General features: G+C 75.5%; 18 protein-coding genes. 13 read left to right on the top strand and 5 right to left on the bottom strand.

Annotation, left to right across the window (positions count from 1 at the left end):
• Positions 1–22: 22 nt before the first annotated feature.
• From BLT72_RS04390 to BLT72_RS04415, 6 genes are all read left to right on the top strand, one after another.
• On the top strand, positions 23–250 hold the full coding sequence (locus BLT72_RS04390; RefSeq protein ID WP_091410497.1) for a biotin/lipoyl-binding carrier protein: 228 nt from the start codon (positions 23–25) through the stop codon (positions 248–250).
• A gap of 44 nt (positions 251–294) precedes the next feature.
• Positions 295–1,182, top strand: a complete 888-nt coding sequence (gene dapA, locus BLT72_RS04395) for a 4-hydroxy-tetrahydrodipicolinate synthase (RefSeq protein ID WP_197677199.1) — start codon at positions 295–297, stop codon at positions 1,180–1,182.
• A gap of 406 nt (positions 1,183–1,588) precedes the next feature.
• Positions 1,589–2,275, top strand: a complete 687-nt coding sequence (gene sigE, locus BLT72_RS04400) for an RNA polymerase sigma factor SigE (protein ID WP_091410502.1) — start codon at positions 1,589–1,591, stop codon at positions 2,273–2,275.
• Positions 2,272–3,774 (top strand): zf-HC2 domain-containing protein, encoded by a 1,503-nt coding sequence (locus tag BLT72_RS04405; RefSeq protein WP_091410504.1) that lies wholly within the window; start codon positions 2,272–2,274, stop codon positions 3,772–3,774. Before sigE ends, BLT72_RS04405 begins: the two co-directional genes overlap by 4 nt.
• Positions 3,775–3,778: 4 nt before the next feature.
• Positions 3,779–5,296 carry a S1C family serine protease gene (locus tag BLT72_RS04410; RefSeq protein WP_091410506.1) on the top strand — a complete coding sequence of 506 codons (1,518 nt, stop codon included), beginning with the start codon at positions 3,779–3,781 and terminating at the stop codon, positions 5,294–5,296.
• Positions 5,297–5,298: 2 nt separating this feature from the next.
• Complete coding sequence (locus tag BLT72_RS04415; protein WP_091410508.1) at positions 5,299–5,727, top strand: sec-independent translocase; 429 nt, start codon at positions 5,299–5,301, stop codon at positions 5,725–5,727.
• Positions 5,728–5,774: 47 nt separating this feature from the next.
• Here the strand turns inward: BLT72_RS04415 and BLT72_RS04420 are convergent, their stop codons facing one another.
• The 4 genes from BLT72_RS04420 to BLT72_RS04435 are packed head-to-tail and all read right to left on the bottom strand — an operon-like array spanning position 5,775 to position 9,911.
• Positions 5,775–6,953 (bottom strand): Mrp/NBP35 family ATP-binding protein, encoded by a 1,179-nt coding sequence (locus tag BLT72_RS04420; RefSeq protein WP_091410510.1) that lies wholly within the window; start codon positions 6,951–6,953, stop codon positions 5,775–5,777.
• A gap of 24 nt (positions 6,954–6,977) precedes the next feature.
• Positions 6,978–7,472 carry a DUF1003 domain-containing protein gene (locus BLT72_RS04425; protein ID WP_091416683.1) on the bottom strand — a complete coding sequence of 165 codons (495 nt, stop codon included), beginning with the start codon at positions 7,470–7,472 and terminating at the stop codon, positions 6,978–6,980.
• A 58-nt stretch (positions 7,473–7,530) separates the two neighbouring features.
• Entirely contained in the window at positions 7,531–8,832 is a 1,302-nt protein-coding gene (locus BLT72_RS04430; RefSeq protein WP_091410512.1) for a magnesium transporter MgtE N-terminal domain-containing protein, read from the bottom strand.
• Between the two features lie 59 nt (positions 8,833–8,891).
• The gene (locus tag BLT72_RS04435) at positions 8,892–9,911 is read right to left on the bottom strand and encodes a zinc-dependent alcohol dehydrogenase (protein ID WP_091410515.1); all 1,020 of its coding nucleotides are present in this window, start codon (positions 9,909–9,911) and stop codon (positions 8,892–8,894) included.
• A gap of 116 nt (positions 9,912–10,027) precedes the next feature.
• Here BLT72_RS04435 and BLT72_RS04440 point away from each other — a divergent pair, with 116 nt between their 5' ends.
• The 7 genes from BLT72_RS04440 to BLT72_RS04470 all read left to right on the top strand — a co-directional run bounded on the left by BLT72_RS04440 (position 10,028) and on the right by BLT72_RS04470 (position 17,262).
• On the top strand, positions 10,028–11,743 hold the full coding sequence (locus tag BLT72_RS04440; RefSeq protein WP_091410517.1) for an IlvD/Edd family dehydratase: 1,716 nt from the start codon (positions 10,028–10,030) through the stop codon (positions 11,741–11,743).
• A complete protein-coding gene (locus tag BLT72_RS04445; RefSeq protein WP_231930327.1) occupies positions 11,730–12,422 on the top strand; it encodes a VOC family protein in 693 nt (230 codons plus the stop codon). The genes BLT72_RS04440 and BLT72_RS04445 overlap by 14 nt, the downstream gene beginning before the upstream one ends.
• 92 nt (positions 12,423–12,514) lie before the next feature.
• Positions 12,515–14,023, top strand: a complete 1,509-nt coding sequence (gene dacB / locus BLT72_RS04450) for a D-alanyl-D-alanine carboxypeptidase/D-alanyl-D-alanine endopeptidase (RefSeq protein WP_091410518.1) — start codon at positions 12,515–12,517, stop codon at positions 14,021–14,023.
• Positions 14,024–14,182: 159 nt separating this feature from the next.
• The gene (locus tag BLT72_RS04455; protein WP_091410520.1) at positions 14,183–14,692 is read left to right on the top strand and encodes a YflT domain-containing protein; all 510 of its coding nucleotides are present in this window, start codon (positions 14,183–14,185) and stop codon (positions 14,690–14,692) included.
• Positions 14,693–14,721: 29 nt separating this feature from the next.
• Complete coding sequence (locus BLT72_RS04460) at positions 14,722–15,132, top strand: RidA family protein (protein WP_091410522.1); 411 nt, start codon at positions 14,722–14,724, stop codon at positions 15,130–15,132.
• A 73-nt stretch (positions 15,133–15,205) separates the two neighbouring features.
• A complete protein-coding gene (locus tag BLT72_RS04465) occupies positions 15,206–16,261 on the top strand; it encodes an aldo/keto reductase (protein ID WP_091410524.1) in 1,056 nt (351 codons plus the stop codon).
• A complete protein-coding gene (locus BLT72_RS04470; protein ID WP_091410527.1) occupies positions 16,261–17,262 on the top strand; it encodes a Rossmann-fold NAD(P)-binding domain-containing protein in 1,002 nt (333 codons plus the stop codon). The genes BLT72_RS04465 and BLT72_RS04470 overlap by 1 nt, the downstream gene beginning before the upstream one ends.
• A 16-nt stretch (positions 17,263–17,278) precedes the next feature.
• On the opposite strand, the gene BLT72_RS04475 is transcribed toward BLT72_RS04470, so the two are convergent.
• A complete protein-coding gene (locus BLT72_RS04475) occupies positions 17,279–18,772 on the bottom strand; it encodes an aminopeptidase P family protein (protein WP_091410530.1) in 1,494 nt (497 codons plus the stop codon).
• Positions 18,773–18,796 lie beyond the last annotated feature (24 nt).

The raw sequence follows: 18,796 nt of genomic DNA on the forward strand, positions 1-18,796 counted from the left end.
CGCTCACCCTACGATGGGGCTCATGAGCCATACCGTCGTCGCCGAGCTGGTGGCCGCCGTGATGAAGGTGGAGGTCGCCGTCGGCCAGCGGGTGAGCGCGGAGGACCCGGTGGTCATCCTCGAGTCGATGAAGATGGAGATCCCGGTGCTGGCCGAGGTGTCCGGCGCGGTGGCGGAGATCGTCGTCGCCGCCGGTGACGTGGTGAACGACGGCGACCCGCTGGTGGTCATCGCCCCCGACGGGCGCTGAGCGGCTCCACCCCGCCGGGGTGCGCTGACCCTAGGATGACGACCATGCCTACGCCGCCGTTCGGCCGTCTGCTGACCGCCATGGTGACGCCCTTCCGGGCCGACGGCGCCCTGGACCTGGACGCGGCCGCCGCGCTGGCCACCTACCTCGTCGACGACCTGCGGAACGACGGGCTGGTCATCAGCGGCACCACGGGGGAGTCCCCGACCACCACCGACGCCGAGAAGGCCGAGCTGCTCCGCGTCGTCCTGGACGCCGTCGGCGACCGGGCCTCCGTCCTGACGGGGGTCGGCACCTTCTCCACCGCGCACACCGTCGAGCTGGCCCGGCAGGCCGCCGAGGTGGGCGCGCACGGCCTGCTCGTCGTCACGCCGTACTACTCGCGTCCGCCGCAGGCCGGGCTGCTGGAGCACTTCCGGACCGTCGCCGACGCGACCGACCGGCCCGTCATGCTGTACGACCACCCTGGCCGCGCCGCCGTCCCGCTGGCCCGCGACACCCTGCTGCGGCTGGCCGAGCACGAGCGCGTCATCGCGGTCAAGGACGCCACCGGCGACCCGGTCGCCAGCTCGGCCGTGGTCGCGGCCACGGGCCTGGCCTACTACTCCGGTGACGACCCGATGACCCTCCCGCTGCTCGCGGTCGGGGCCGTCGGCGTCGTCGGCACCTCGACCCACTTCAGCGCGCTGGGCACCCGGGCGATGATCGAGGCCTACCTCGCCGGGGACGTCGCCGGCGCGCTGGCGTGGCACCGCCGCCTGCTGCCGATCTTCACCGGCGTCTTCGCCACCCAGGGCGTCATCCTCGTCAAGGCCGGGCTCGCCCTGCAGGGCCGTCCCGTCGGCGGCCTGCGCGCGCCCCTGGTGCCCGCCACCGCCGAGGAGACCGCCGCCCTCGCCCGCGCCCTCGAGGCTGCCGGCCTGCCGGTCTGACCCCGGGCGGCGCCCACGCCCCGCTCGACGCCGCGTCGCCCCCGTCAGTGCCCGCCCCGCCCCACCCCCCCGCCCCGCCCCGGTCCGTCCCCCACTTCACACCCCTGCGGTGGTCCCCGCCCCCGTTGCCCGGGGTGTGAAGTCCACCGACGGGGTGTGACGTGGGGGACGGGCTCCGCCCGGCGCGCGGCAGGGTGGCGACGCCGGCCGCCGAGCGGGAAGATCGTCCCACCGGGCACCGACACCGCGGGGGACGGGAACGCCCCGGTCCTGGACGGCGTTCTGCCACCGGGAGGTGGGACGGGTGCACAGGTCGTTCACAGGCTTCGGCCAGCGGGATGCCAGGAACGAGGGTCAGACTGGAAGGCCCGAACGTGGCCGTCCCGGCCGCAAGGAGGTCGTCCCCATGGCTCAGTGGCCCGCTCCCGACCCGGAGCAGTGGCAGCCGCCGGTCGACGCGACCTCCGACGCCGAGCCACCCGTCTGGACCCCGCCCACCTGGGAGGAGGTCGTCCGCGACCACAGCGCCCGCGTGTACCGCCTGGCCTACCGGTTGACCGGCAACGCGCACGACGCCGAGGACCTGACGCAGGACGTCTTCGTCCGCGTCTTCCGCTCCCTGCACCGCTTCCAGCCCGGCACCTTCGAGGGCTGGATCCACCGGATCACCACGAACCTCTTCCTGGACGGCGCCCGCCGCCGGCAGAAGATCCGCTTCGACGGCATGGCCGACGGCTCCGAGGAGCGGCTGCCCAGCAGCTGGCCCACCCCGTCCGAGCAGCTCGCCGACGCCGACCTCGACCACGACGTCGCCGCCGCCCTGGCCGCGCTGTCCCCGGACTTCCGGGCGGCCGTCGTGCTCTGCGACATCGAGGGGCTGAGCTACGACGAGATCAGCGAGGTCCTCGACATCAAGATCGGCACCGTCCGCAGCCGCATCCACCGCGGGCGCTCGCAGCTCCGCGCCGCCCTGGCCCACCGCCGCCCCACCGGGGAGCGCGGCCGGTACCTCGGTGTGGAGGTGGAGCGGGGCGAGGCCGCACCGGCCCGCGGCGAGCGTCGCGGCCGGGCGGAACGGGAGCGCGTCGGGTGACCCGCCGGCCCTGCCGTCCCCTCGCCGAGGACCGCTCCGCGCTCGTCGACGGCTCGCTGCCGCCCGCGCGCCGGGAGCGGCTGCTCGTGCACCTGGTGCACTGCACCCCCTGCCGGGACGACGTCGCCGAGCTCCGTCGGCTCCGGGAGTCGCTGCGGCGCCGGACCTCGTCCGAGGCCCCGCACGACCTCGCGCAGCGACTGGTCCTCATCGCCGGCGCGGAGGCGCGGGCGCCGCTGTGGTGCCGGCCCTTCCGCCGCACCCGCCGCGGCACGCTGACCAGCCGTCGCCGGGTCCGCCGTCTCCGTGCGGCCGCCGCGCTCGCCGTCGGCACCAGTGTCGTGGGGGCCGGTGCCCTCGGCTGGGTGGCCGCGCCCGCCGCAGCCCTCACCCCCGTCGCCGACCCGGCGGTGCGGGCGCAGGCCGACCTCGGCGCCACCCTCGCCCAGCTCCCGCTCGTGGACCCGGCCGTCGGTGCGGTGGTCAGCGCCGACCCGGCCGACCTCACCGGTCGCGCCCCGGTCGGCGGGCGGGCGCCGGCCGTCACCGGGAGCCGCACCATCGACGCCGTCACCGCGGCCGGCGTGCTCCGCCGCGCCCTGCGGGCGGTCGACCAGGTCGGCTACCGGGGCGTCCAGGACGTCCGCTCCCGCAGCGCCGCCGGGACCGTGGCCGCGACCGTCCTGGTCCGTGCCGTGCCGGGCCAGGGCAGCACCGCCGAGGTCCTCGACGCCGACGGCGACGCGGTCGCGAGCAGCACGACCCCCGCCCCAGGACCGGGTCGGCTGCCCGACGACAGCGCCGTGGACCTGCTGGCCTCCCACCACCGGCTCGAGGGCTGGTCCGACGGGCAGGCCGCGGGCCGCCCCGCCGCCGTCGTCCAGGCCACCCGCGCTGACGGCACCCCCGCCGCCCGCTGGTGGGTCGACGAGGCCACCGGCCTGCTGCTGGCCCAGCAGACGTTCGACGCGGACGGTGGGCCGCTGGTCGCGGCCGGCTTCGCCGTGGTCGAGGTGGACCCGCCCGCCGCGGAGCTGGCCCCCCTGCCCCAGCGTGCCGGTGTGGTCGCGGCCAGCACGACGCTGACCCTCTCGAACGCGCCCGCGCTCGCCCAGGAGGGCTGGTCCTGCGACGAGCGGCTGGCCGGGCTGGCGCTCGTCCGGCTGCGCAGCGACGGGGCGGCCGAGCCGGGTGCGGTGCACCTGGTCTACAGCGACGGCGTCTCGACCGTGAGCGTGCACGAGCAGCGCGGCGCCCTCGCCACCGGACCGGACGGCTCGTCGTGGGACACCACCCTCGGGGCCTGGACCCGGACCGGTCCGGCCAGCCTGGCCAGCTGGCAGTCGGGGGACCGGGTCTTCACCGTGGCCACCGACGGACCCAGCACCCTGCTGGCCGCCGCCGTGGCCTCGTTGCCCCACGAGCCGTCGCAGGAGCGCACTACGATGGGGCGCATCCGCGAGGGCTGGGGAACGCTGCTGGCCGACATGAAGGGCTAGGTCATTGGGCGAGAACACCCCGCCGGGCAGCAGCTCCGGCGGCCCCCGCCCCGGAGACCCCGCACCGCAGGGTCCGCCTCCCGACGAGCAGTACTGGGCCCCGTTCGGCCGCCCGCCCGCCCCGGAGCCGGCCCCGCCGCCGCTGCCCGGCGCGACGCCGCAGACCGCCGCGACCGACCCGCACGCCGACACCGACGCCGGCGCGGACACCGCACCGCTGCCGGTGGGGGAGTGGAGCCGCCCGGACGCCTGGACGCCGCGCGGGCCCGGCTTCGACACCCAGCCGACCCAGGCTCCCGTGCCGTCCCCCTACGCCGCAGCACCGCCCCCGTGGGGTCCGCCGTCCTCGTCCGGTCCGCAGGCCTGGGGGCCGCCGCCGCCGTTCTCCCCACCAGCGGGCGCCGGCTCGACGGCGCTCCCCGGCCCTGCGGCCCGGCGCCGCAGCCGGCTGTGGCCGGTCCTCGCCCTCGCCGCCCTGACCGCCCTGCTGGTCGGCGGTGCGGCCGGCTACGGCGGCTCGCTGCTCGCCGGCCGCGGCACGGCCGGCCCGACGGTCGCGACCAGCGCCCCGGCCGACCCGGGCACCAGCGGCAGCGCCCGCCCGCTGCCGGCGCCGCCGGCCCAGGCGGACACCGTCGAGGTCGCCAAGCGGGTGCTGCCCGGCACCGTGATGATCCAGACCGGCAGCTCGACGGGGTCCGGGTTCGTGCTCGACACCGCCGGCCGGATCATGACCAACAACCACGTCGTGGCCGGGGCCGCCGACGGCGACCGGATCCGCGTCGTCTTCTCCGACGGCCGTCGGCAGAACGCCACCCTGGTGGGCCGCAGCCCCTCCTACGACCTGGCCGTCATCAAGGTCCGGGCCTCCGAGGACCTCGAGCCGCTGCCGTTCGGTGACTCCGAGGCCATCGAGGTGGGCCAGCCGGTCATCGCGGTCGGCGCCCCGCTGGGCCTGCCCGGCACCGTCACCCAGGGCATCGTGAGCGCGCAGGACCGGCCCGTCGTCGTCAACGGCGGCTCGGACGCCGACGCCCCGACCGCCTACATCAACGCCATCCAGACCGACGCCCCGATCAACCCCGGCAACTCGGGCGGGCCGCTGGTCGACGCCGCCGGACGCGTGATCGGCGTGAACTCCGCGATCCTCACCCTCGGGTCCAGCCAGGGCCAGACCGGCAACATCGGGCTCGGCTTCGCCATCCCCGTCGACCAGGCCCGCCAGATCGGCCGGCAGCTCGCGGAGAAGGGCAAGGCCAGCTACCCCGTCATCGGGGCGACCGTGCAGGACACCAGCTCGGGCGTCCAGCTGCAGACCGTCGAGTCCGGCGGCCCCGCCGACGACGCGGGGCTGCGGCAGGGGGACGTGGTCACCCGGATCGACGACCAGCGGGTGCGGACCATGGAGGAGCTGATCGTCACGATCCGCACGCGACGGCCGGGCCAGGCGGTCGTGCTCGACTACACTCGCGGCTCGGCCGACCGGTCGGCCAGGGTCACGCTGGGCAGCAAGGAGGGGTGAGCATGACGCCGATGCTGCTCGACATCAACGGGCCCGAGTTCCTGCTCCTGCTGGTCATCGCCGTGGTGCTGTTCGGCCCCGACCGGCTGCCCGACCTGGCCCGCAAGGCGGCCCGCGTCGTCCAGTACGTCCGGACCATCGCCGGCACCGCCCAGGAGCAGATCACCAAGGAGCTGGGCCCCGGGTTCGAGGACGTGGACCTGCGGGACCTGAACCCCAAGTCGTTCATCCAGAAGCACCTGCTGGACGACGTCCAGCCCATCGTCGCCGACGTCAAGGCCGAGATCAGCGACGTGTCCGCGACGGTGAGCGGGGAGCCCTCCGACGTCGCCGACGCGATCAACGGCGTCAAGGGCGAGGAGCCGGAGATGGCCGGGGCCGCGGCCGGCCCGGCCCGCGTGCTCACCCCGTTCGACTCCGACGCGACCTGAGCCGGACCGCCCGCCCCGGGACTCCCGGGAGCCGGGCGGAGCCGTCGTCAGCGACCGGCGGGGGCGAGCCCCAGCTGGCGGCCCAGCAGGCCGCGACCGCGCCGGTCGAGCCCGGTGGCCAGCTCGGCCAGCGCCCGCGCCGACGGCTGGTCGGGGGCGGTGCTGACGACGGGCAGGCCCTCGTCGCCGCCCGCCCGCAGCCGGGGGTCGAGCGGGATCTGCGCCAGCAGCGGGACGTCGTAGCCCAGCCGGGTGGTGAGCCCGTCGGCGGTGTCCTGGCCACCGCCGTGGCCGAAGACCTCGTGCCGCTGCTCCTCCCCGCAGTGCGGGCAGGTGACGGCCAGGTAGGACATGTTCTCCACCACGCCGATCACGCGCTGGTTCATCATCGACGCCATCGTGCCGGCCCGCTCGGCCACCTCGGCGGCCGCGGCCTGCGGCGTCGTGACCACGAGGACCTCGGCGTTCGGCAGCTTCTGGCCCAGCGAGATGGCCACGTCACCGGTCCCGGGCGGCAGGTCCAGCAGCAGGTAGTCCAGGTCCCCCCAGTACACGTCGGCCAGCATCTGGGTGAGCGCGCGGTCGAGGATGGGCCCGCGCCAGGCGATCACCTGGTCGCGCCGCGGCTTGAGCATGCCGATCGACATCACCTTGAGCCCCTGGCTGGGCACCGGCAGGATCATGTCCTCCACCGAGGTGGGCTTGGCGTCGGCGATGCCGAGCATGGCCGGCACCGAGTGGCCGTAGATGTCGGCGTCCAGCAGCCCGACGCTCCGCCCGGCCGCGGCCAGCGACAGGGCGAGGTTGACCGTCACCGAGGACTTGCCGACGCCGCCCTTGCCCGAGGCGACGGCGATCACCTTGGTCAGCGAGCCGGGGAGGGCGAACGGGATCTCGCGGTCGGTCTGGCCACCCTTGAGCTGCTCGCGGAGCGCCACCCGCTGCGCGTCGCTCATCACCCCGAGGTCCACCCGGACCCCGGTGACGCCCTCGACGGCGGACACCGCAGCGGTGACCTCACGGGTCAGCGTGTCCTTCATCGGGCAGCCCGACACCGTCAGCAGCACCTCGACGCGGACGTGACCGGCGGCGTCCACCTCGACCGCGGCCACCATCCCGAGCTCGGTGATCGGCTTCTTGATCTCGGGGTCGTCGACGCGGGTGAGGGCCTCGCGGACCGGGGGCAGCAGGGGGTGGTCGAGAACAGGCGTCTGGGCGTCGAGCATGCCCCCCAGCCTAGGCGAGCGTCGTCAGCGCTCCCGCCGGTCCGGGTGGGTGGGACTGCTCAGCCGGCCCTGGTGGCCGTCGCGACCGTCCTCCGCGGCGTCCAGCTCGGCCAGCATCGACCGCAGCTCGGACCGCAGCTCGGAGCGGACGTAGTCGCGGGTGGCCAGCTCGCCGACCGAGTTCCGCAGGCTGGCGATCTCCCGGGCCAGGAAGTCCATGTCGGCCCGGCTCTGCGCCGCCTGCTCCCGGTCGGCGTCACGGCCCACCCGGTCCCGGGCCTCCTGACGGTTCTGCGCCAGCAGGATCAGCGGCGCCGCGTAGGAGGCCTGCAACGACAGCACCAGGGTCAAGAAGATGAAGGGGAAGGGGTCGAACCGGGGACGGTCCGGCCCGATCGGCACGTTCCACAGCACCCAGACGGCGACGATGACCGACATCCAGGCCAGGAAGCGGGCCGTGCCCATGAACCGGGCGAAGCCCTCCGCGAACTGGCCGAAGGCGTCCCGGTCGAAGTCCATGCTCGGCAGCTCGAACCGGCGCCGGGCCCCGGGGGTGTTGAGGCGCTGCGAGGCCCGGTCAGCCCTGGCCACGGCTCACCTCGCGGCCGGCGGCGGGGCTGACGGCGGACTGGGAGTCCAGCTGGGTGCCGCGCCAGTCCTCGGGCAGGACGTGGTCCAGCACGTCGTCGACGGTGACCGCACCGATCAAGCGGTGCTCGGCGTCGATGACCGGGGCGTTGACCAGGTTGTAGGTGGCGAAGTAGCGGCTCACCTCGTGCAGGTTCGCCGCCGCCGTCAGCGGTTCCAGGTCGCTGTCGAGGAGCGACGACACCAGGGTCGAGGGAGGTTCCCGGAGCAGCCGCTGGAAGTGCACGGCGCCGATGAAGCGGCCGGTCGGGGTCTCCAGCGGCGAGCGGCAGACGTAGACCATGCAGGCCAGCGCCGGGGTCAGCTCGGCGTCCCGGACGCGGGCCAGCGCCTCGGCGACCGTCGCGTCCGGCGGCAGGACGAGGGGCTCGGGCGTCATCATCCCGCCCGCGGTGAACTCGGCGTAGTTGAGCAGCCGGCGGACGTCCTTGGCGTCCTCGGGCTCCATCCGGGCCAGCAGGATCTCGGCCAGCTCGGGGGCCAGTTCGGCGATCAGGTCCGCGGCGTCGTCCCGGTCCATCTCCTCGAGCACGTCCGCGGCCCGGTCGGTGTCGAGCACGGTGATCAGCGCGACCTGCTCGTCCTCCGGCAGCTCCTCGAGCGCGTCGGCGAGCCGGCCGTCGTCCAGCGCCGAGGCGATCTCGGTCCGCCGCTCCGGGGACATGTCGTGCAGCTCCCGGGCCACGTCGGCCGGCTTCATGTCCTCCATCGCCGCGATGAGCTGCTCGGTGCCCTGCGCGTGCTCCACCCGGAGCATGTCGACCTCGGACCAGTCGACGATGGCGGTGTGCCCGCGCCGGGCGAAGCGCGACGCCTTGACCACCTCGCGCAGCGCCACCTCCGACAGCACCCAGTCGTGGCTGCGCACGGAGCGCATCGCCACGTCGAAGATCACGGCCGGGCCGGGCTGGTCCAGCCGCTGGACGGTGAGGTCGAACAGGTCGTCGATGACGAGCATCTCGGACTCGCGGCGCTCGAAGCGCCGGGTGTTGACCGGTCCGGTGATGACCACCTGGACGGCGTCGACGCGGGTGATCCAGGCCATCGGGACGAAGATGCGGTGCTTGGCGAAGGACTCGACGACCAGGCCCTTCACCCGGGGCGGTCGGCCGGCGGCCCGCCGCTGGATGACGACGTCGCGGACCTTCCCGGCCTGGTCCCCGGCCCCGTCGAGCACCGGCAGACCCCGGATGCGGGAGATGAAGACCGAGGTCGCGCTGGAGGGTGCCACGCGACGATTATCAACCAGCCGCGACCGTGCCCCCGGAACGGCCCGGACCCGGCCGCGCGTCAGGCCCGCCGGTGCGGGTCGACGTGCACCTTGGGTCCCGGCCCGGCACCGGCCGGCCGTTCGCCGGCCAGCACCGCGGGCACGCCGTCGAGCCCGACCACGGCCGCGACGAGCGGGTCGGGCACGACCTCGCCGGCGGTGTACCAGGCGATCGCGCCCTCGAGCCCGGAGGAGGCGCCGAGCACCGCCGTCACCCGCAGGTCCTTGTAGACGAGGTCGCGGCTGTCCAGCGTGCTGGGGGTGGCCGCGAGCCCGATCAGCACGACGTGGCCGGCGGGCTCGGCCAGCCGGACCGCCGCCGCCGGGCTGGGAGCGCCGGTGCTGGCGTCGATGACCGCGCGGAAGGCCGACTCCTCGGTGAGGTCGGCGGGGTCGACGCCTTCCGCCCCGAAACGGGCGGCGAGGGCGAGCGCCTCCGGCCGCGGGTCCGCCACCACCACCGAGGCCCCGTGCACAGCGGCGAAGGCGGCGGCCAGCAGCCCGATCGTCCCCGCGCCCAGCACCAGGACCCGCTCGCCGCCCTCGAGGTGCGCGGCGCGGACGGCCCGCAGCGCGCCGCCGCCCGGCTCCACCAGGGCGCCGGCCGCCGGCGTCAGCTCCTCCGGGATGGGGTGCAGGGCCGACGCGGGCAGGGCCAGCCGCTCGGCCAGCGCACCGGGCTGGTCACCGCGGACGCCGATCTCGGTCCGGTCCGCGCAGACGTGGTGACGGCCGGCCCGGCAGCGCGCGCAGCGACCGCAGCCCAGCATGGTGTCGCCGACCACCCGGCGGCCCAGCCAGCCGCGGTCGACGCCGGCGCCCAGCGCGCGGACCCGGCCGCACCACTCGTGGCCGGGCCGGATCGGGTAGCGGGTCGCCCCGTCGGCGATGTAGGCCAGGCTGCCGTGGAAGAGCTCGACGTCGGTGCCGCAGACGCCGGCCCGTTCCACCTCGACCACGACCTCACCGCCGTGGGCGCGCGGCGCGGGCACCTCGCCCACCTCGGCCCGGCCAGGGGCGGTCATCAGCAGGGCCCGCATGCGCGCATCCTAGGGGCCGCGCCGGGGCACGGTGCCGGCCGAGGTCCCGACGCCGGGGCCCGGCGGTCGTCGTGCCGGCCGCCCCGGACCGGCCCGGACCCCACTAGGGTGCGGGGATGCGCAGCGACGCCTGGTACAGCGACGCGGGCGGCAACGTCCGGGACGCCTACATCCACCGGGCCTGGATGCGGCGGGGCACGCCGGAGGACTCCTTCGACGGCCGCCCGCACATCGCCATCGCCAACACCGCCTCCGACCTCACCCCGTGCAACGCCCACCTGGACGAGGTGGCGGCGTCGGTCAAGGCCGGAGTCTGGGCGGCCGGCGGGGTGCCGCACAACCTGCCGGTGATGTCGCTGGGGGAGACGCTGGTGCGCCCGACCGCGATGCTCTGGCGCAACCTGGCAGCCATGGCCATCGAGGAGATGCTGCGGGCCAACCCGGTCGACGGCGTCGTGCTGCTGGGCGGCTGCGACAAGACGATCCCCGCCCTGTTGATGGCGGCGGCGTCGGTGGACCTGCCGGCCGTCGTCGTGCCGGGCGGCCCGATGCTGACCGGCACCTTCCGGGGCCAGCCGCTCGGCTGCGGCACCGACGTCTGGCGGCTGTCGGAGGAGGTCCGGGCGGGCACGCTCGCCGCCCGCGAGTTCACGGCCTCGGAGTCGTCGATGATCCGCAGCAAGGGCCACTGCAACACCATGGGCACCGCGTCGACGATGGCCTGCCTGGCCGAGGCGCTGGGCATGACCCTGCCCGGCTTCGCGGGCACCCCGGCCGCGGACGCCCGGCTGCTGACCCTCGCCCACGCGACCGGCCGGCTGGCCGTCGACCTGGTGCACCGGGACCACCGGCCGAGCGCCGTGCTGAGCGCCGCGGCCTTCCACAACGCCATCGTCACGCTGGCCGCGGTGGGGGGCTCGACGAACGCCGTCGTGCACCTGCTGGCCCTGGCCGGCCGGCTGGGCGTCCCGCTGGAGCTGGACGACTTCGACCGGATCGGCCACGCCGTGCCGCTGCTGGTCGACCTGCAGCCCTCGGGCCGGCACCTGATGGACGACTTCCACCGGGCCGGCGGGCTGCGGGCCGCGCTGGCGGAGGTCGCGGACCTGCTGGCACCGGAGGCGGTGACGGTGACGGGCGAGCGGTTCGTCGACACCCTGGCCGACCAGCCCGTCTGGGACGCCGACGTCATCACCCCGCGGCACGCCCCGCTGATCGAGGCGGCCGGGATCGCCGTGCTGCACGGGAACCTGGCGCCCGACGGCGCGATCATCAAGCCCGCCGCCGCGTCACCGGCGCTGCTGGTGCACCGTGGGCCGGCCGTCGTCTTCGACAGCATCGAGGACGCGCACGCCCGCCTGGAGGACCCCGACCTGGACGTCACCGCCGACTCGGTGCTGGTGCTCCGCGGCTGCGGACCGCGCGGCTACCCCGGGATGCCGGAGGTGGGCAACCTGCCCATCCCGCGCCGGCTGGTGCAGCAGGGGGTCCGCGACATGGTGCGGATCAGCGACGCCCGGATGAGCGGCACCGCCTACGGGACGGTGGTGCTGCACGTCGCACCCGAGGCGGCGGCCGGCGGGCCGCTGGGCCGGCTGCGGACCGGCGACGTCGTCGTCCTCGACGTGCCGGCCCGGACGCTCGACGCCGAGGTGGACCCGGACGTGTGGGCGGCGCGGCTGCCGTCCGAGGCCTCCACCGCCGCCTACGCCCAGCCGCTCCGCGGGTGGGAGCGCCTCTACGTCGACCACGTGCTGCAGGCTGACCGCGGGGCCGATCTCGACTTCCTGGTCGGCCGGAGCGGATCGGAGGTGAGCCGTGAGTCGCACTGAGGTGCCGGCCGGACGGCTGCGGTACAAGGACCTGTGCGTCGACGCCGTGGACGCCGGCCGGATGAGCGGGTTCTGGGCCAGCGCCCTGGGCCTGGCGGCGGAGCGGCGCGGGGACAACGCGCTGCTGGTCGACGGGGTGCCCGAGCACACGCTGTGGGTGAACCAGGTGCCGGAGCCGGTCACGGTGAAGCAGCGGGTGCACCTCGACGTGCACGTCCGCGCGGTCGACGACCTCGTCGGGCTGGGGGCGCAGGTGGTCGACGCCGACAGCTTCCGCTGGACCCTGATGACCGACCCGGAGGGCGGCGAGCTGTGCGCGTTCGTCCGGGAACCTGACCGGCTGCCGCGGTACCGGCTGTACGAGCTGGCGGTCGACAGCCCCGACCCGGAGCGGATCGCCCGCTGGTGGGGGGACCTGTTCGGCGTCGGGGTGGAGCACCCGGCCGACGGCGGCGACTTCTGCTGGCTGGAGGGGGTCCCGGGCATGCCGTGGGACCTCGTGTTCCAGGTCGTCCCGGAGCCGAAGACCGTCAAGAACCGCATCCACTGGGACCTCTGGGGCGACACCCGCGACGCCCTCGCGGCCGGCGCCACCCTGCTGCGGGCGGCGGACGACGACATCCGCTGGGACGTGCTGGCCGACCCCGACGGCAACGAGTTCTGCGTCGACGTCGAGTAGCCGGCGCGGGCCGGCCGGCCTGCGCCGGGCGGCGACGGGGTTGACACCCCTGGATACCGTGAGGGCCCTCGGGGTCGACCACAGGAGTGTCCGTGCGCACCAGCCGTCCGTCCCCGCCCACCCGTGCCGGCGCGCGCCGGCTGCTCGCCGTGCTCGTCGCCGGGGCGGCCGCGGTGGCCCTGGCTGCCGGCACCGCCACCCCGGCCGCCGCCGCCTCGCCCGACCCGGCCCTGGCGCGCAAGCTCACCGCGGTGATGTCGGACTCCCGCGTCCGGCAGGCGTCCAGCGCCACGGTGGTGCTCGACGCCACCAGCGGGGCCACGCTGTACGACCGCTCCGGCGGCCGGGCGCTGATCCCCGCCTCGAACACCAAGTCGCTGACCGCCGCCGCCGCGCTGCACACGCTCGGCCCGTCCTACCGCTTCACGACCGAGGTCTTCCGCCGCGGCCCGGTGGTCAAGGGCACGGTCCGGGGCCGGCTCTACCTCAAGGGCTACGGCGACCCGACGACCCGGGAGCAGGACTACCGCTCCCTCGCCCGGCAGGTGCGGAAGGCGGGCATCACCCGGGTCGCCGGGCCGCTCGCCGTGGACGTCACCTTCTTCGACGCGCAGCGCTACAACCCCGGCTGGTCCACCGGCTACGCCGACGACTACTACGCGGCGGAGATCTCCGCGCTCACGGTGGCGCCGAACGCCGACCTCGACGCGGGGACGGTCCTGGTGAACTACGCGCCGGGCCAGCGCGGCGGCAAGGCCAGGATCACCACGACGCCGGCGTCGGCGGCGCGGTACGTGAAGATCGTCAACAAGACGACGACCGGCTCCTCCTCCAGCTCCAGCACGTTCTCGGCCCGGCGGAGCCACGGCTCGGGCACGATCACCGTCTCGGGCCGGGTGCCGCTGGGCCGCGGCCGGGCGAGCACGCTGATCACGGTGCACCGGCCGGAGCTGTACGCGGCCGCCGTGTTCCGCGCCGAGCTGGCCAGGGCCGGCGTCGCCGTCGAGGGCGAGACGTTGGTGGTCACCGCCCTGACCAGCCAGCGGACCCGGCTGGCCCGGGACACCTCGATGAAGCTGTCGGACCTCCTCGTGCCCTTCCTGAAGCTGAGCAACAACATGCACGCCGAGGCCCTGACCAAGGCGATGGCGGCCCGGTCCGGCCGGCCGGGCAGCTGGCCGGCCGGGCTCAAGATCACCAGGGCCTACCTGCGCAGCCTCGGCGTGCCGATGCGCGGGGTCGCGCTGACCGACGGCTCCGGCCTCACCCGGCGCAACACGGTGACCGCCCGCGCGCTGGCCACCACCCTGGTCAAGGTGCGGCGGGAGCCGTGGTTCGCCGCCTTCGACCGGGCGCTGCCGGTGGCCGGGGACCGCCGCCGGATGGTCGGCGGCACGCTGCGGGCGCGGATGAACGGCACCCGGGCGGCCGGCAACGCCCACGCCAAGACCGGCACGCTCACCGGGGTCACCGCGCTCAGCGGGTACGTCCGGGGCCGCGACGGCCGGCGCTACGTCTTCGCCATGATCAGCAACCACCGCGGCGCCTCCCCGCGACCGGTGGAGAACACCCTCGTCGTGACCCTGGCGGGCTGGCGCTGAGGGGTCTGTCCTCGCTCCACGCGGACGCGACGGGGCTCCTGGCCCCCGGGGCCATCCTGATCTCGCTGCGCTCCTGGTGCGGGGGCTAGATTTGGTGCGGACAGCCGCAGTGCCCCCGAGGGGTCGACCCCTCGCACTCCCTCGAAGCCTGGAGAGCCCATGAGCATCCCGCAGCAACGCACCCTCGGCTCGATCTTCGAGCTGCAGTTCCCCCAGTCGGTCGGGATCTACTCCAGCTACGCCGACGCGCAGAAGGCCGTGGACTACCTCGCCGACGAGAAGTTCGAGGTGCAGAACCTCGCCATCGTCGGGACCGACCTGAAGTCGGTCGAGCGGGTGCTGGGCCGGCGCACCTGGAGCACCGTCCTGCTGGGCGGGGTCCAGTCCGGCGTGTCCACCGGTCTGCTGGTCGCCCTGGTGCTGCTGATCTTCGTGCCCGGTGTGCAGAGCTTCCTGGTGCTGCTGCTGTCGTCGCTGGCCATCGGGGTCCTGCTCGGCATGGGTTTCGCCGCCATCGGCTACGCCATGTCGCGGGGTCGACGGGACTTCACCTCGGTGACGCAGACCGTCGCCACCAAGTACGAGGTGCTCTGCGAGCACAAGGCCGCCGCCCAGGCGCGGGAGATGCTGCTGAAACTGCCCGGCGCCCGCGCGGCCGCCTTCGAGTAGGCGACCAGGACCACGAGCACGGTGACCGGATGAGCGGACGGCGCCTGGTCTCCTCCGGCGGGCCCTGGGAGGACGTCGTCGGCTACTCCCGCGCCGTGCGCGTCGGCGACCTCGTGCTCGTCGCCGGGACCACGGCCGCTGCCGACGGCGGGGGAGCGGTCGGGGGCGACGACGTCGCCGCCCAGACCCGGGAGGCGCTGCGCCGGGTCGCGCTGGCCCTCGAGCAGGCCGGCGCGCGGCTGTCCGACGTCGTCCGCACCCGGATCTACGTGACCGACATCGACCGCTGGCCCGAGGTGGGGCAGGTGCACGGCGAGGTGTTCGCCGACATCCGGCCCGCCGCCACGATGGTCGAGGTCTCCCGGCTGATCGACCCGGCGCTGCTGGTCGAGATCGAGGCGGACGCCGTGGTCGCCGCGGACGGGGACGACCGGGCCTGAACCGCCGGCACCGCGTCGAGGGCGGTCACGGCCCGACCTGGTCCGGTGCGGTGCCCGGTGGCACGATCGGCCCGTGCCCCTGACCTCCCTGCGGACCCTCGGCCGGTCCGGCCTCCCCGTCAGCCCGCTGACCCTCGGCGCCATGACGCTCGGCAACGACGACTGGGGCTCGGGCGACGACGCGTCCGCGCGGATCCTGCACGCCTACGTCGACGCGGGCGGCAACGCCGTCGACACCGCCGACGTCTACTCCGGCGGCCGCAGCGAGGAGCTGCTCGGCCGGCTGCTGGCCGAGCGCGGTCTCCGGGACCGGGTGGTGCTGGCCACCAAGTACGGCTTCCGGTCCGACGGGGCGAACCCGCTGGCCGGCGGGGCCGGCCGCAAGAACCTGGTCCGGGCCCTGGAGGGGTCGCTGCGCCGGCTCGGCACCGACTACGTCGACCTCTACTGGCTGCACGTCTGGGACCGGGTCACCCCCGCCGAGGAGGTGCTGCAGGCCCTCACCGACCTCGTGCGGGCGGGCAAGATCCGCTACTACGGCTTCTCGGACCTGCCCGCCTGGTTCGCCACCCGGGTCGCCACGCTGGCGCAGGCCCACGGGCTGCCCGCTCCGGTGGGCCTGCAGGTCGAGTACTCCCTCGTCGAGCGCACGGTGGAGCGCGAGCACGTGCCGGCCGCCCGCGCGCTGGGGATGGGCGTCGTGCCGTGGAGCCCGCTGGCCGGCGGCTTCCTCGCCGGCAAGTACGAGCGGGGCACGCCGCCGCAGCCCGCGGACGGACGCCTCGGCGGGCCCAACCCGTTCGGCGACTCCAAGTTCACCGAGCGGAACTTCGCCGTCCTCGACGTGCTGCGGGAGGTCGCGGCCGAGGTCGGGCGCCCGCCGGCGCAGGTGGCGCTGGCCTGGCTGACCCGGCGGCCGGGCGTCGGCACCGTCCTGGTCGGGGCCCGCACCGAGGACCAGCTGACCGCGAACGTCGCGGCCCTGGAGGTGGAGCTGAGCCCCGAGCAGACCTCCCGGCTGGACCGTGCCAGCGCGCCGGAGCCGGCGTTCCCCTACCCGCTCTTCTCCGACGACGACCTGCGGCAGGCGGCCGTCACCGGCGCCCCGGTCGCCGGGTGGGACGACTGATGCGGCTGCTGGTCCTGGGTGGCGGCGGGTTCCTGGGCTACCACGCGGTCGCGGAGGCGCTGGCCGCCGGTCACGAGGTCACCGTCCTCAGCCGCTCCGGGACGGCGCCGGTCGACGGCGTCGAGGTCCTGCAGGGCGACCGGCAGGGCGACCTGTCGGCGCTCCGGGGCCGGGAGTGGGACGGCGTCTTCGACACCTTCAACGACACGACGCCCGGGGCACCCGCCCTCCGCACGACGGCCCGGCTGCTGTCCGGGGCGGTCGGCGGCTACGCCTACGTGTCCGGGATGAGCGTCTACGCACCGGGCGGGCCGGCCGTGCCGGACGAGGACGCGCCCGTGCGCGCGGCGGGCGTCGAGCCGGGCACCGACCGGTTGCAGGAGCGCTCGCTGGCCAAGCTCGCCGGCGAGGCCGCGGTCACCGAGGAGTTCGACGGCGTCGCGCTGTTCCCGCGGGTCGGGATCATGGTCGGCCCCCGGACCACCCGCTTCAGCTACTGGCCGCTGCGGCTCGCCGGGGCCCGCGACGGCCGGCTCCCGCGCCGGGTGCTGGTGCCGGGCGACCCGTCGCGGACCGTGCAGTACTCCGACGCCCGCGACATCGCCCGGTGGTCGACGGCGATGCTGGAGGCGGGCCGGGGCGGCACGTTCAACACCGTCGGCCCGGGCCGGCCGGACACCCTGGCGGAGGTGCTCCGGGCGTGCCTGGAGGCGGTCGGGGCCGGACCTGACGACGTCGAGCTGGTCGTCGTCCCGCACGAGAAGCTGCTCCGCGGCCAGCTGATCGACGTCGACGAGGAGGACCGGCCGCTCTGGTACCCGGAGGACCAGATCTGCCAGGACGCGGTCGACTCGCGCCGGGCCGCGGCGGCCGGGCTGGCCTTCCGGCCCGCGGTGGAGACGGCGCACGACACCTGGCGCGCGGCCGAGGCCGCCGGCTCCACGGAGGCGGCCGACTTCGTCGAGCGCGAGCAGGGCATCCTCCGCGCCTGGCGCCGCTGAGGGGGACGGCCGGCGGTCAGGCCCGGCGCCCCGCCCACACGTCGGCCATCCAGGCCTCGACGTCGTCGGCGGTCCGGGGCAGGCCGGCGGACAGGTTCTCGTTGCCGTCCGCGGTGATGAGGATGTCGTCCTCGATCCGGACCCCGATGCCGCGCAGCTCGTCGGGCACCAGCTCGTCGTCGCCCTTGAAGTAGAGCCCGGGCTCGACGGTCAGCACCATGCCGGCCTCGAGCGTCCCCTGCCGGTAGCGCTCGTTGCGGGCCTGCGCGCAGTCGTGGACGTCGATCCCCAGGTGGTGGGAGGTGCCGTGCACCATCCACCGGCGGTGCTGGCCACCCTCCTCGCCGAGCGACTCCTCCGCCGTCACGGGCAGCAGACCCCACGCCTCCAGGTGCCGGGCGATGACGGCCACGGCCGCCTTGTGCACGTCGGAGAACGTCGCGCCCGGCTGCGCCGCCGCGATCCCGGCCTCCTGGGCCTCCAGCACGGCCTCGTAGACGCGCCGCTGGGCGGGGGAGAAGGTGCCCGAGACGGGCAGCGTGCGGGTCACGTCGGCGGTGTAGAGGCTGTCGAGCTCGACGCCGGCGTCGAGCAGCAGCAGGTCCTGCGGGCGGAGGTCGCCGTCGTTGCGGATCCAGTGCAGCGTGCAGGCGTGCTCGCCGGAGGCGGCGATGGTGTCGTAGCCGGCCGCGTTGCCGACGTGCCGGGCGTGCAGCCCGAAGACGCCCTCGACCCAGCGCTCGCCCCGGCCGCGGCGGACCGCCTCGGGCAGGTCGGCCACGACGGCGGCGAACCCGTCGGCGGTCTGCCGGCACGCCTCGCGCATCTGCTCGATCTCGTAGCCGTCCTTGGTCAGCCGCAGCTCGCTGAGGGCGACGACCAGCTCGGTGTCGGCGGCGGCGACGGCCTCGGCGGCCTCGGCGTCGAGCCCGGCCCGGATCTCGGCCAGCACCTCGGCCAGCTCGCCGTCGGCGACCCCGGTCACCACCCGGACGGGGATCGTGCCGGCGTCCTTGCGGATCCGGTCGGGCAGCTCCTCGACGGGGGCGCAGTCCACCCCGCAGAGGGCGGCCAGCTCCTCCAGGGAGGGCCGCTTGCCCACCCACATCTCGCCGTGGCGGGCGTCGGCGTAGAACTCGGCGGAGTCGCGTGGGGCGCGCGGCTTGAAGTACAGCGTGGCCTCGTGCCCGGCGTCCGTCGGCTCCAGCACCAGGACGGCGTCGGGCTCGCGGTCGGTGCCCAGTCCCGTCAGGTGGGCGAAGGCCGAGTGCGGCCGGTACCGGAAGTCGGTGTCGTTGGAGCGGATCTTGAGCCCACCGGCCGGCACCACCAGGCGCTCGCCCGGGAACTGGGCGCTGACGGCGTCGCGCCGGGCGCGGGCGGGCCCGGCCGCGGGCAGCGGTGCCGGCAGCACCGGGTCGTGCGGGGCCCAACCCTGGGCGATGAACTGCTTGAACGCCTCGGAGAACGGGGTCTGGCGGTTGGGCAGGGTGGGCTGGCGGTCGCTCATGGCGCTCATCATCGCACCAGCCCC

Origin of the sequence: Friedmanniella luteola, assembly GCF_900105065.1 — a bacterium.
Taxonomy (GTDB): domain Bacteria; phylum Actinomycetota; class Actinomycetes; order Propionibacteriales; family Propionibacteriaceae; genus Microlunatus; species Microlunatus luteolus.